This window comes from Bacillus pretiosus, from assembly GCF_051294775.1.
Classification (GTDB): Bacteria; Bacillota; Bacilli; order Bacillales; family Bacillaceae_G; genus Bacillus_A; species Bacillus_A wiedmannii.
In genome coordinates, this window is sequence record NZ_JBPPHF010000001.1 from 68,841 (window position 1) to 83,023 (window position 14,183).

Below are 14,183 nucleotides of genomic sequence, written 5' to 3' on the forward strand. Positions count from 1 at the left end.
CATATGTCGCAATATATAAGGGATCGAAAAGAGTTCTATTCGAAATATCCGAATTTTTGGTCGGATTTATATGAATGTGAGTATAGTTTGTTTCATGTTTTCTCTATAACAAATCAGACTATGAAACAATTGCAATTAGCAACTGAACGAATGGGGAAAATATTTTTTAAGACTGCTAAACTTTTGCGGAATTTAAGTGACGAACAGCTTCTTGAACTTGGGTATCCTCCTGCAAGCTTATCGTTTATTAGAATGAAAGGATTATATCCTGAATCTGTTATTTCACGATTTGATTTCGTTTTAACAAGTGATAACCAAATTAAAATGCTTGAGTTTAATAGTGATACACCAACTTTTATTATGGAATGCTTTCAAATGAATGGAAAAGTTTGTGGAAAACTAGGCTATGATGATCCAAACTTGGGTCAAGAACGATTACTATCTTCTGGTGTTACAAAGGCCGTAATGGAAGCGACAAAGGGAATAGATAACCCAAATGTTGTTTTTACAGCACATCATGAACATATTGAGGATTGGAATACGACTATGTATTTGAGTCAGTTATGCCATGTTGAAAATAAAGTAGTGCCAATGTCAGAACTTAGAATTACAAAAGATGCTTTAGTGGATAGGGATGGAGTACAGATTGATATTTTATATCGCCAAACATATCCGATAGAAGATTTAATTGAGGATCAAGATCCTGAAACAGGAGACTTCGTAGGTGTGGAACTGTTGCAACTTGTAAAAGCCGGAAAGCTTTTTATAATAAATCCTTTGTCAGCATTTTTACTTCAGCCAAAATCAATTCAGTGTCTGATTTGGGGGTTAGCAGAAGAAAAGGCCTTTTATACAAATGAGGAACAACAGTGGATTAAAGAATATATGTTACCTACATATTTAGAATCAGATTTATTTTTAGGAAAAGGCTCTTTCGTTCAAAAACCTTCATTTGGTAGAGAAGGAGACACAATTACCGTTCGCGATAAGGACGAAAATATTATGATTCAAAATGCACACCAAACGTATAAAGCGTCACTGCCGATATTTCAAAAGTATACAGAACTTCCAGTCGTATCTTTGGAAACAGAGAAAGGGATGGAGAAACTGTCGTATGTGTTTGGTTCGTTTTTAATTGCTGGAAAAGCGAGTAGTATCGGTATTCGCGCTGGGGAAAAAATTACGGGGAATGAATCGTACTATTTACCGGTAGGTATAAAAAAGGAGGAAAGTATATGATTAATTTTTTATTATATTTAGCAGTAACACTGGGCCTTTTATGCATTGGTCTGTTCCTCATGGAAGTGACAACGAAAGTAAAAGAATTTAAGTTAATGGCCCAAGGGAATAAGGCGGTAAGCTATGTACTTGGAGGACGATTACTTGGGTTAGCTATTGTTTTATATTCGACAGCAGCTAATTCCATTTCACTTCTTGATATGGTTTCGTGGGGAGCCGTTGGGATTTTGGCTCAAATTATCGTCTTTTATTTAGCTGAGTGGCTTACACCACGCTTTAATATAAACAAAAGTCTTGAAGAAGATAATCAAGCAGTCGGTCTTTTTCTTATGTTTTTATCGCTTTCCATTGGGATTGTAATTGCTGGTTGTATAACTTATTAAAACCTTTACGTTTAAACGTAAAGGTTTTTATTTTATATACGTTAGTTCGCCATACCTTTCGAAAAAATTGTAGGCTACTGTTGACATCTATTTTAAATAAGAGTAACATTTTCTATGTAATAAAAATAAGTCTCTGTTAGGTGAGGCTCCTGTATAGAGAAATGCTACTGCCCAAAAATGTCGAGAGACGCCAATGGGTCAACAGGAATGATCGAATTAAGGTTTTTCTTAACGTAGCTGGTAATGTACCTATGCTATACAGTGCTAAAACTCGGCGAGGGAGAGGTCCGTAGATTTCTAATTGTTTAGGAATCGTTTATTTGTGTATGCCATGACCTTTACTCTTTTCGGAGTAAGGGTCTTTTTGTTACAAATCTATGAGTAACTTCATAGTATAAACTATAAAATTAAACGAGGAGGTGAGGAGCATGTCAAATTCTGACTCGGTTCCGTTACCCATATACTTCAAATCAAAAATATATGATGTAGGCAGGAAACGACTTGTTCCTCCCTCTATATTTATCATAATGTAGCGTTTATATGCATGTTTAAGCGCTAAACACTGTTACGGTAAAGTGGATAAATTGAGAAACAAAGCGTTTCTTCCTATGTTGTACAGGAGGAGACGATAATATGTTATATGCAAACAAAACTGTGGGTAACACGTCATATAAATTAAGTAAAAAATCAATGAAAGAACAAACAATGCTTCAAAAAAATAAAGATTTATTAATTGAAATCGCAACGAGAGATGTAAAATCTGTATTTGCGTATTTTAAAACAACAAGAGACGGATTATCTATGAAAGAGGCACAAAAACGTATTCAAGTATACGGCCGAAACGAATTAATTTCAAAAAGAGCGCGTATTGCGGAAGTAATGATGAAGCTAAGTGGAATGATTCCAGGTTTTTCAAAACAACATGTGCGTGATGGATTACAATGTGAGAAAATTACTGTGTCTCGAGTAGAATGTTCTAGTGTAACAGGTTTAAACGGTAAATTAAAAATGATGAATGTGCCAGTACAAGAGCTTGTTCCTGGGGATATGATTTTTCTTTCAGAAGGTGATACAGTACCAGCAGATGTACGTATCATTTACGCGAATGATTTATTAGTAAATGAATCCGTGCTAACAGGAAAAGATGCAAGTATTGAGAAATTTGAAAGTTGCTATCACCTTGAGCGTAAACGATTTATTCCTTTAAAACGAATGAAAGACTATAATCCACTTGAACTTGAAAACGTATGTTTCAAAGGGACTCATATTGTTGGCGGAAATGCAAAGGCTGTAGTTGTTTCGACTGGGAAAAATACGTATACAGGAATTCTTCATACTTGTTGTAGTAGAACGTCTTAATGTGTAAATGATGCTAAATATACAAAAACAATGTATAATAGACAAAGTTGAAAAAACGTAGAATGGTAATCTATTTATATAACCTTACGTGATGACGTGGGGTTATTATTTTTTTGGTAGGAGAGGGATTATGAAAAAAGTATTATTAGTTGATGGTATGGCACTATTATTTCGTGCTTTTTACGCAACAAGTGTCTACGGACAATTTATGAAACGACAAGATGGTACCCCTACAAATGGGATTCATGGTTATATGAAACATTTATTAACAGCTATGCAAGCAATTGAACCGACACATATCGTAACATGCTGGGATATGGGTAGTACGACATTTAGAACAGAATCGTTCTCGAATTATAAAGCGAATCGTGTAGCGCCGCCTGAAGAATTAATTCCGCAATTTGATTTAGTTCAAGAAATGACTGCGAAATTGTCTATTCCAGTTATCGGTATGAAAGGGTATGAAGCGGATGATTGTATTGGTACGCTTGCAAAACAATACTGTAATGAAGCGGAAGTTTATATTTTAACAGGCGATACGGATTTACTTCAGCTTGTTGATAAGAATGTTACAGTTATGCTCTTGCGCAAAGGAATTGGAAATTACGAATATTACACACCAGAGAAAATCATGGAAGAAAAAGGCGTAGAGCCGTGGCAAATCGTGCATGCGAAAGCGTTTATGGGAGATACGAGTGATAATTACCCAGGTGTAAAAGGTATCGGCGAAAAGACAGCGTATAAATTGATTCAAGAGCATGGAACAGTAGCAACCGTACTAGAAAATGTAGCAACATTAACGAAAGCGCAGCGCACAAAGATTGAAAGTGATTTAGAGAACTTAAATATTTCATTACAATTGGCACAAATTCATTGTGAAGTTCCAATTTCATGTTTACTAGAAGAAGGATTACACACAATGGATGAAGAAAAACTTAGATTCGTTTGTGAAGAAATGAATTGGGGAAGACCTGAAATATTAATCAATATGCTATAAATAGTTTTGAAAGAGGGGTGTTATATAAGTCAAACTTTGACTTATATAACACCCCTCTTTTTGTTTTTACGAACAGTATAGTAGTAAATAAAATTATATCGAACTCAATTTTAAATATATAAATGTTTCGACAAAATATATTGATAGAAGTTGATGACAATAGCAACTTTTATAATGAAATGAAGCAATTTCAAAATGGTTTTAGGATGATCACATTTTTGTATGTTCACAAAGTTGTCAGAAAATAAATGAAATTTTCATATAAAGTTCAAATGGAATTCACAACAATCAATTATTATAAGGGCACACAGATAATTCCTTATCTTTTATATAAACCATCCCCCAAGGAGGACAATGAAAATGAGAAAAAAAGTGAGAAAATCTTTTAAACAATTATTAATTGAAAATAAACAATCACTATTAAATAATAAAGAAAATATGAAAGAAATTGAAGAGAGAATTGAGAAACGACATGTAGCATATAGTGGTGCCAATAATTAAATAAAATAAAAAAGATAGCCTTTAAAGGCTATCTTTTTTATTTTATATTGAAAAAACTCTATTCCTCTCTTTAATTTTGTAACTATGCAAGATGTTTTTATAGTGTTTTTCTATCAATATTATTCATTTTTCGAGGTTGTAATTGGTATATATCAATTTTTAAGATTCACTATTCATAATATTACAAAAAATGTTACAATACATTCAAAATTACGCTATAAAATCATTTTAATATGAAAAATTGGAATGAAAAGAAGGGAGAGGAATATGAATAATGGTGTCGCTTTGAAATGATTATTATCATTTCAGTAGGAGTTGATGTAAAACGATGGATAGGTATGAAGAACTGGATTCTATACGAGGAATTTCTTCATTAATAGTAATGATTGGCCATCATTTAATGATTTTTTCAGTATTTCAAAATTACAGTTATGAAGATAATAAACCATTTGTTATTTATCTATTAAAAGAAACACCTGCTCGTCTAATTTTTAGTAGTGGTAACGAATCTGTTATTATCTTTTTTGTTTTGAGTGGATTTGTTTTGTATAGATCCATTCAAAAAAACTACGATAGCTATGGATCATTCCTTTTAAAGCGTATATGTAGAATCTATATTCCATATATCGTAGCAATAAGTATAGCTATTTTATGCCAGACTACAATGAGTAAATATGGTATTTCTAATTTAAGTGAATGGTTTAATCGCTCATGGACGATTGAAAGTTCTTTAAGCTTAATAGCGCAACATATTTTATTAATTGGGAAATATAATACAGATGCATATAACGGCGTAATTTGGTCACTTGTTCATGAAATGCGAATATCGATAATTTTTCCGTTAGTTTTGATGGTTTGTTTACGAAAAACGTTGAGGTATTCATTATTGTCATTGTTTAGTTTTAGTATATGTTCTGTCGTGATTTTATTTTTATTTCACTCAAGTTTAACATTAACTAGTTATGCATTAACGCTGCATTACACAGTGCTGTTTTTACTAGGAGCACTAGTTGCGAAATATAAAAATAATTTAATAGTTTTTTATAGTAATCGTACTAAAAATGAGAAAATTGCATGGTTTTTATTTGCGGTTTTACTTTATATGTATGAAGGGGTTGTTGGAGAAATAAATTTGCTTAATAATTTTATATTTCGAGACTACGTAGTAGCGATAAGTGCATGTTTATTTGTCATATTAAGCTTGTCAGTATCAACTTTGTCATCCTTGCTACGTAATAAATACTTGTTATATTTGGGGAAGATTTCTTACAGTCTTTATTTATACCACATCATATCTTTATTTTCCCTAGTGTATATGCTTCATGAAATATTTCCGTTACCTATTGTTTTAATGTTATCGCTCATTCTTTCGTTTATACTAGCAATAATTTCTTATTTGTTTGTAGAAAAATTTGCATTCAGGATCGGAAAGTATATAACAAAGCAATCGAATTTAGAAAAGAAAAGACTATCTGCAGAAAGTGAGTTGCAGGATGTCATTCAAACAAAGGCGGTGAAATAATTGAAGCAAGAAATTAGTATGAAGGATTTTCAGCAGCTATTGAAAAGAAGAGTAGTAACAATTATTTTGACGATGTGTTGTGTAACAGTTTCTTTAATTCTTATTTCTATGTATATATTAAAGCCTTCGTATCAATATTCAACGCAAATTCTCGTTGGGAATTTAGATGGGTTTAATAAGGAAAATGCAGTGAATAAAACACAGGAAAATAAGCAACTTGTAACGTCGTATGTTGATATATTAAAAAGTCCACTCATTATTTCAACGGTTAAAAAAAATTTGGAATTAGAGCAATCAACTTATGAATTAGCACAAAAAATTTCAGTGGTGAATATGGACAACTCACAAATCGTTACTGTCACAGTAAAAGATTCGGATCCTACAATCGTCAAAGAAATTGTAAAGTCATTGGCAGAACAATCTCAAAAAAGCTTTCAACAGTATACGAATGTACAGGGGATAAAAATATTAACTGACCCTGAGTTACAGGAAAAAGCTGAAAAGTTGTTTCCGAAATTTCAACTTATCATTCCTATCTCTTTAATTGTTAGTTTTTTTGTTGGGATAGGTTTAGCTGTATTTCGAGATTATTTTGATGAGCGTATATACGTGGAACAAGATTTAGAGAAAATAACAACAGTATCTGTTATTGGTCACATAAATATGAAACCGAATAGAAAAAAGAAATCTACAGAAGTTGATGCGCAATCATCTATATATCGAGGTGAACATGTCGATGTTTAAGACAAAGAAAAAGCTGCCATTTAATCCGCATGATGCTTTTATGAAAGAGCAGTTTTATACGGTGTATCACGAGTTGAAAAAATCGGGGAAACAAGTGTTCACAGTTACTTCAACGAAGGATAGAGGTGTTATCGCGTCGCTTATAGTAAATCTAGGGGTAGTGTTTGCAGAGATGAAAAAAAAGGTGTTACTTATCGACGTGAATTTTTCTGATCCTAAACTACATCTACTATTACAAAGCAATTATACGAAAACAGTGAACGATATAATAAACGATTCCCCTTGTAGTTATGAATCTTTTTCTAGTAATTTATCTAAATACTTATATTGTATTCCTGCCCAAAAAACAGTACACACCGGAACGCCTTTAGTTGCTACGGATGAATTTGATCATGTAATGGCGAAGTGGAAAGAAGATTTTGATTATATTTTCTTGTATTCCTCTGAAGTATTTGAGCTTCCTGCTACGCACATGATTGCAGGGAAATGCGATGGAGTGGTCTTAGCAGTCAAAAAGCGAAAAGATTCCCTACGTAAGGTGCAAAAAGTGATAGCAAATATAAAGAGGAAAGAATGTGAATTAATAGGTATAGTTTTATATTCTTGAATGTGGGGGTAACGATCTATGATTCGTGAAACAAATCAAGCCAAGTTGTATACGATTCCGGCTCAAGAAAAGACCAGTATTTTGAATCGAAGTATAAAGCGCTTGTTTGATATTATATTTTCACTCATATTGTTACTATTAACGCTACCAATTATGTTGTTCTTTTGTATTATGATTGCTTTCGAAACAGCAGGAGCTCCAATTTATTTTCAAGAACGTTTAGGGATTAATGGAAGGAAATTTAATGTATTTAAATTAAGATCGATGGTAAAAGATGCTGAAATAAATGGACCACAATGGGCAAATGAAAATGATCCAAGAATTACTAAAGTTGGATCGTTTATAAGGAAAACGAGAATTGATGAGTTACCGCAACTTTTAAATATTTTAAAAGGTGATATGTCTTTTGTCGGACCAAGACCAGAGAGAGAGTATTTTTATAAACAATTTGATACGTATATTCCAGAATTCAAGGATCGTTTAATAGTGAAGCCAGGGTTGACAGGATGGGCACAAATAAATGGAGGATATAATCTTGATCCGAAAGAAAAGTTGAAATTGGATATGGAGTATATTGAATTGAAAACGATTAAGATGGATATTCGGATTTTATGTAAAACTGTTTTAATAGTATTGAACGGTAATGGTGCAAGATAAATATATGTAAGTAGGTTGCTTGCAAAGGAGAGCAGGTATGGGGAGATCTATTTTAAATAATATTATCCATCTATTTTATAGCACAATTTTAGCTAATCTTCTTCAGGCTGTGAGTTTAATTGTTTTAGCAAATTTTTTTAATGCACAAAATTATGGGATGTTTAGTGTTGCCATAGCAGTGACGTTTGTTATGTTATTTTTTACAGATTTAGGACTTACGAATACGTTTCTTCGAGAAGGGGCAAAAGATGGAGTAGACTTAGAGACAATTTTATCGTCGTATATAAAAGTAAGGATGATTCTACTTATTTTTATTTCTATAATCGGCTATATTGCTATTCATTATATGTATGCGGATAGAAATTTGATTTATATGATGATAAACGTAATGTTTTTCATGTTAATAGGATTAACTTGGCAAAATATAGGGATTGCCTACTTTCAGCTGACGGAGCGTATGAAGTATATAGCGCTTATTAAAGTTGTATCAGCGGCAGTTGTCATTATCATTACATGTTTTTGTATTTTCGGAGAGTTACCAGTTTATATAACTGCTCGTTTATATGGATTTGGTTATATGATTGGTGGTGTATTCAGCATATATGTAATGAAAAGAAAGACGAGTATGAATATGAAGGTCGTAATTCATAAAGTGTTATTTTGGCAATTGACACCTTTTATTATTAGTGGTTTTTTAATAATGAGTACGCCACAATTAGCACCTATCTTACTTAACTATACATTGCCATTAAGTATGGTAGGTGTTTTCGCAGTGGCGTATCGGATGCCAGCAGCTTTATATCAAGTGCCAGGGGTGATTGCAGGTGCATTTTATCCAGTACTCTTTAAGCATTATAATCAGAATAATTTAGAAGAGCATACGAAATTAAACTTACTTCAAATAAAATCAATGGCGATTGTGGGAATATGTATGACGATAGGTTTATATCATTTAGCGCCATACTTTATTTCTATATTTTTTCAGGAGGAATGGAGAAATGCAGTAGAACCACTCCAAATATTATCATTTCTCATTGTGCTGCAAAGTTTAAATATTGCTATAGCTGACGGCTTAACAACGAGTGGACGTCAAAATAAAAGAACGGTGGTGCAATGTATAGCATTAGTGATAGGTGGGATTATGCTTTATAGCTTTAGTAGTATTGGTGGAGTGATAGGAGCGGCTTACGCTATGGTTTTATTTGAAATTGTGGCTTTAGTTGGGTATATAGCGGTAAGTGTAGTGAAGAAAAAAATTGTATTTCAAATTGTAATACCGTATACAATTTATTTTGGCGTAACTTTTATTGGAGTGCAATATATATTGCACACATATCATTTCATTGCGCTCGTTCTGAATACGTTAATCGTAGTAGTTGGTATATTCCTATATGATTACGAGCTGAAAAAACTTCTTCTTTCGTTTATAAGAAAAACACGCAAAAAGGATTATATTACGAAACAGGGGATATAGCCTATGGAAAATAATATAAAGATATCGATGAAATGGATTATGCTCTTAATATTATTTGTCATGTTAAGTAAATACAACATATATATTGGATTTTCGCTGAAGATATATATGATTTTTTTAGTTATATATTTTTGTTTAACAATTAAAAACTTTCATATTCAAAAGCTATATTTTCATGAAGTTGTATTTTTACTATTTTATTTCATCTATTGTTTGAGTGGCATTCTTTCTATATATTTAAATGCTAGTATTCGTATGATTCTTGGTGTGCTACTTGTATTAGGGTGTTATTTTATAATGAGAAATTTATTAGGAAATGTTGAAATAGCAACACTCGAATCATCTATCGTCTATGTAGGATTCGTATTTAATGTTGTAAGCCTAATACTTTATATAGTCGGTTTACAGCACTTTGGATTATACGGTGGAGAAGAGAGAGAAATTTTTGCTGGACTATTAGTTGATAGAGGGTATCCAAGATTAATTGGTTTGCTAGATGATCCTAACATTTTTATTTTTTATAATACAATATTTTTGATGTATTATATGACAAATCTACATAATATGACGAACATTATAGGATTGATTTTATGTGTTACGACAAGTTTATTAACTTTTTCAAGAGGAGGGATATTAGCACTTATGCTTGTCGTTTTTGTATATATATGTACATCTAGTTTTGCAAAAAAAATAAAAATAATGATAAGTTTACTATTATTTGGTGTAGTGATTTTTAGTTTATCAAATAGTGTAATGGGTGGCCAATTGGATGACATATTGAATAAACGAATTTCTGATTTTTCGCATGATAATGGAAGTGGTAGATTTACATTATGGGAAGCTGCTTTTAAATATTATTTATCCAATCCATATATCGGAATCGGTGCGTTTAATTTTTCGAATTATTATGAGTTTCAATTTAATGAAAAGTTATATGTACACAATACATTTTTAGAAATTTTATCTGAATCGGGTACAATTGGTTTTCTTTTATATAGCGCTTTTTTATTCATATTAATGTTCAAGTTAACGCAGTATACTTTGTTTCGTGAAAAACCGTACCTTTTATTGACTATGATTGCATTTTTATTTCAGATGATGTCATTGTCACTTATTATTAACGAAGCGTTCTTTTTATTTTTAGCAATGGTTGTGAAGTACATTTCAATATATGAAGGAAGGGGAAAGGTAGATGGTAAAATGTCTATCAGCACACAATAAGGCGCCTCATGTTTCTGTAATAACACCTTCTTATAATAGTATACGATTTATAGGTGAGACGATTTTATCTGTACAGAATCAATCATATGAAGATTGGGAAATGATTATCGTTGATGACGCTTCAACTGACCAATCTCTTGCAAAAATTAAAGAGATAATAGAAGGAGACTCGCGTATTAGATTATTATCATTAAAAGAAAATGTTGGTGCTGCTAAAGCTCGGAATATAGCGATTGAAGAGGCGAGAGGAAGGTATATTGCCTTTTTAGATAGCGATGATATATGGTTGCCTCATAAATTGAAGACGCAATTGTTATTTATGGAAGAAATGAATGCGGCCTTTTCATATGCATCGTATAGTTTAATCGATGAAAACAGTAATGAACTAAATCGTGAAGTGGATGTACCAAAATTTGTTGACTATCATTGTTTGGCAGGAAATACAATTATCGGTTGTTTAACAGTAATGATTGATCGTGAAAAAATTCCGCATATTGAAATGCCTAGTGTACAGCCGGAAGATACAGCGTTATGGCTGAACTTATTACATGAAGGACATGAAGCGAAAGGGATACAGCAAGTGTTAGCGAAGTATAGAATTGTAGCAAATTCTGTTTCGAGAAATAAAATTAGAGCCGCTTTTCGTTATTGGAAATTATTAAGGGAACAAAAGCGACTTAATGCTGTGCAAATCCTTTACTATTTTAGTAAGTATGCTTATCATGCCTATAGAAAAAATAAAATCAATGTAGTTGGGAAGACGCAATTATGAATATATTGTTGATGACAGATAAATTGATAACTGGAGGAGCTGAAAGTTATTTCTGTAAATTGGAAAGCAATTTGCGTGATGAGAAATTTACAGTTTATACAGCTGCAGGTGATGGAGAACTATATGAGTCTCTTACTAGAAAAGAAAATTTCATGTTACTTAGTCGATGGAATCATTTGAGAAATATTCATTACTTACGAAGTGAGATTTGTAAACGAAAGATAGAACTTATTCATGCAAATAGTTTGCGAATGGTATTATATTCCTTTTTAATTCGAAAGTTTATGAAAAAACAGATAAAAGTCGTGTATACGAAACATAATGTAACGATATTAGAAAAGAAAATGCCAACTCTTTTTCGTTATTTTATAAATAAATATGTGAATAATATTATTACAGTAAGTGAGTTTGAAAAAAATAATTTAATTTCAATGCATGTAGCAGAAGAGAAAATAAAGACAATTTATAACGGTGTGGATATTGAAAAGTTTTTATTCCAGCAGAAAAAGACAGAATCTATTTATAAAATAGGGATATTAGCAAGACTATCCAAGGAGAAAAACCATCAATTATTTGTAAAAATTGCAAATGTGTTAAAAAAAAGAGATGACTTTTTGTTTTATATTGCTGGTGATGGACCAGAAAAAGAATCTATTATGAAAGAAATAGAAAAGTATGGATTGCAGCAAAGTGTAAAGATGTTAGGGAATATTTCAGAGCCGCATAGGTTTATAGGAAATATGGATGCCCTACTTTTATTATCTTTTCGTGAAGTGTTTCCAATGGTGGTAATTGAAGCAATGGCTACAGGAACACCGATTGTTTCAATAGATGTTGGCGGAATAAATGAAGCGGTAATAGATGGAGAATCAGGCGTTTTGTTAACTGAATATTGTGAATCTATATTCGCAAGTGCGCTTGAGGAACTACAAGGAAATGAGGAAAAGGTGAATGGTATTAGACTGAAAGCACGAGAGAAAGCAGAGAGATATTTCTCATTAACTAAAATGATAGAAGAAACGAAAAGTATATATGAATTAAACAAATGACCGTGCAAGTCGTTTGTTTTTTTTATTAGAGAAACTTTTAAGAGAAAACTCACATATTATATGAAAAAAGTAATATGAGGAGTGAATTTATTTTGTCAGAATATATTTCTTCCCAAGAAGATTGTGCACCAGAAAATAGTGTCCATATTGATTGTTTTGGTGCAGTTCCGAACTCAGGGAATGATAGCTCATTAGCAATTCAACAAGCTATAAATTATTGTGTAGCGAACCGAATTTCGACGGTTAGAATTACAGGGATAAATACGTACAAAATTGTAAAACCGATTGTTATTAAATCAAATGTAAGATTAGAGCTAGATCCTACTGTTACGTTGCAAATTGATGGAGATTTTAATGCGTTTGAACTGCAACAAAATGCGTCTATTACAGGTGGTACAGTTCAAGTTATAAACCCAGTGTTTCAATCTGCTGTCATTTATGTTTCCGGTTCACAACAAATAGAAGTTCCTAATCACTCTCTTATATCAAATATTAATATAATAAATGCAACGTCGTCATATAAAGGTAAGGCTATACACTTTTATTGTCAAAAAGCATGGGATTATATTAGTTTCTTTCAAGTTAACTTTATTCAAATTAAAAACTTTCAAACTGCAATACATTTGAAGACAGAATATATAGATGATATAAATACACCTTGCTGGATTAACGCAAATGTATTTCAATCTATATTTATTGATGGATGTCAGTATGGGATAGAAGTTGATGGGAACAGTGATTTACCAAATGAAAGTTCAGGAAATACGTTTCAGGATATTCAAGTGCAATGTAGACAGCAAACGAAAAAAGTCATTCGTTGTACGGGTGCCTATAATACATTTGATTGTATGATTTGGGATACGTACCGGATGAGTAGTGAACAGATTGTCATTGAATTTTCTTCTAATTCACATCGTAACTACCTTTTTTCAAATTTACTTTCCACAACTATTGTAGATAAAGGACAATACAATGTTTGTACGTCTACCTATGAAGAATCTCTTCGAATTCAGTTACCGATTACGTTAAATAAACCACATTTAATAGGGAACCAAGATGATATTTTAGTAAACGCTCCGCAAAAGTATACTGTTAAGCAAGTAAGTGGGAAATTACCTTACGGAGGGAATCTTGCAAATTGCTTCAATTTAATAGATGAACAAAGTGTAAACTATATCGATGTTCCAGATAGCAATCCAGTTGTGATTGAGCTAGATTTTACGAAAAATCCAATCAAAATGTTAAATTGTTTTGGAATGTATTTTGGATGGGGAGAGAGCCCGAAGAAAATTAAAATTGAATATGCATTAAGTGCAACTGGAAATTGGGTTGTTGCATCGGATGTTCCATTAAATGTAGGCGATACAATTATATCGAATATGAAGGCGAGTCAACTATATAAAGTAAGAATTACATTGAGTGGTTATTCTCAAGACCATAAACGTTTTCGGATTAATCGTATGTTTGCAAGGTCTTCGATGGAAAATGGGAATGCTTGGTTAGCGACAACTGGTGGAAGAATGTTTGGAGATATTGAAATAGAAGCAAGTAAAGGTATTATTATGAAGACTGCTAGTGGAGCGAAATGGAAAGTAACGATTAATGAGGCTGGTCAGCTTATTACGACTAAAATAACTTGAGATGATGATTGGTTGTAA

The 14,183-nt window shown here is 32.2% G+C and carries 14 protein-coding genes and 1 riboswitch; all 14 genes read left to right on the forward strand.

Annotation, left to right across the window (positions count from 1 at the left end):
- The first annotated feature begins 3 nt into the window (after positions 1-3).
- The 14 genes from ACSG5Z_RS00400 to ACSG5Z_RS00465 all read left to right on the forward strand — a co-directional run bounded on the left by ACSG5Z_RS00400 (position 4) and on the right by ACSG5Z_RS00465 (position 14,165).
- Positions 4-1,239 carry a glutathionylspermidine synthase family protein gene (locus ACSG5Z_RS00400; RefSeq protein ID WP_137014298.1) on the forward strand — a complete coding sequence of 412 codons (1,236 nt, stop codon included), beginning with the start codon at positions 4-6 and terminating at the stop codon, positions 1,237-1,239.
- Entirely contained in the window at positions 1,236-1,622 is a 387-nt protein-coding gene (locus ACSG5Z_RS00405) for a DUF350 domain-containing protein (RefSeq protein WP_000606860.1), read from the forward strand. Before ACSG5Z_RS00400 ends, ACSG5Z_RS00405 begins: the two co-directional genes overlap by 4 nt.
- Before the next feature lie 125 nt (positions 1,623-1,747).
- Positions 1,748-1,913, forward strand: a riboswitch (M-box (ykoK) riboswitch).
- Between the two features lie 342 nt (positions 1,914-2,255).
- A complete protein-coding gene (locus ACSG5Z_RS00410; RefSeq protein WP_048543464.1) occupies positions 2,256-2,981 on the forward strand; it encodes a P-type ATPase actuator domain-containing protein in 726 nt (241 codons plus the stop codon).
- Positions 2,982-3,111: 130 nt separating this feature from the next.
- The gene (locus ACSG5Z_RS00415) at positions 3,112-3,978 is read left to right on the forward strand and encodes a 5'-3' exonuclease (RefSeq protein ID WP_087980021.1); all 867 of its coding nucleotides are present in this window, start codon (positions 3,112-3,114) and stop codon (positions 3,976-3,978) included.
- 360 nt (positions 3,979-4,338) lie between these two features.
- Positions 4,339-4,479 carry an FbpB family small basic protein gene (locus tag ACSG5Z_RS00420; protein WP_046955196.1) on the forward strand — a complete coding sequence of 47 codons (141 nt, stop codon included), beginning with the start codon at positions 4,339-4,341 and terminating at the stop codon, positions 4,477-4,479.
- A 328-nt stretch (positions 4,480-4,807) separates the two neighbouring features.
- Positions 4,808-6,001, forward strand: coding sequence for an acyltransferase family protein (locus tag ACSG5Z_RS00425; RefSeq protein WP_097857373.1), 1,194 nt, complete (start codon positions 4,808-4,810; stop codon positions 5,999-6,001).
- The gene (locus ACSG5Z_RS00430; protein WP_060489665.1) at positions 6,002-6,745 is read left to right on the forward strand and encodes a YveK family protein; all 744 of its coding nucleotides are present in this window, start codon (positions 6,002-6,004) and stop codon (positions 6,743-6,745) included. It abuts the gene before it with no gap.
- Positions 6,732-7,352 (forward strand): CpsD/CapB family tyrosine-protein kinase, encoded by a 621-nt coding sequence (locus ACSG5Z_RS00435; RefSeq protein WP_137035195.1) that lies wholly within the window; start codon positions 6,732-6,734, stop codon positions 7,350-7,352. The genes ACSG5Z_RS00430 and ACSG5Z_RS00435 overlap by 14 nt, the downstream gene beginning before the upstream one ends.
- Before the next feature lie 18 nt (positions 7,353-7,370).
- Entirely contained in the window at positions 7,371-8,009 is a 639-nt protein-coding gene (locus tag ACSG5Z_RS00440; protein WP_060489669.1) for a sugar transferase, read from the forward strand.
- A 37-nt stretch (positions 8,010-8,046) separates the two neighbouring features.
- A complete protein-coding gene (locus ACSG5Z_RS00445; protein WP_435710380.1) occupies positions 8,047-9,483 on the forward strand; it encodes an oligosaccharide flippase family protein in 1,437 nt (478 codons plus the stop codon).
- Between the two features lie 3 nt (positions 9,484-9,486).
- Entirely contained in the window at positions 9,487-10,704 is a 1,218-nt protein-coding gene (locus ACSG5Z_RS00450) for an O-antigen ligase family protein (protein ID WP_087985578.1), read from the forward strand.
- Positions 10,676-11,476, forward strand: a complete 801-nt coding sequence (locus ACSG5Z_RS00455) for a glycosyltransferase family 2 protein (RefSeq protein ID WP_087985579.1) — start codon at positions 10,676-10,678, stop codon at positions 11,474-11,476. The genes ACSG5Z_RS00450 and ACSG5Z_RS00455 overlap by 29 nt, the downstream gene beginning before the upstream one ends.
- Positions 11,473-12,525 carry a glycosyltransferase family 4 protein gene (locus tag ACSG5Z_RS00460; protein WP_087985580.1) on the forward strand — a complete coding sequence of 351 codons (1,053 nt, stop codon included), beginning with the start codon at positions 11,473-11,475 and terminating at the stop codon, positions 12,523-12,525. Before ACSG5Z_RS00455 ends, ACSG5Z_RS00460 begins: the two co-directional genes overlap by 4 nt.
- A 92-nt stretch (positions 12,526-12,617) precedes the next feature.
- Positions 12,618-14,165, forward strand: a complete 1,548-nt coding sequence (locus ACSG5Z_RS00465; protein ID WP_435710381.1) for a glycoside hydrolase family protein — start codon at positions 12,618-12,620, stop codon at positions 14,163-14,165.
- The last annotated feature ends 18 nt before the right edge of the window (positions 14,166-14,183 follow it).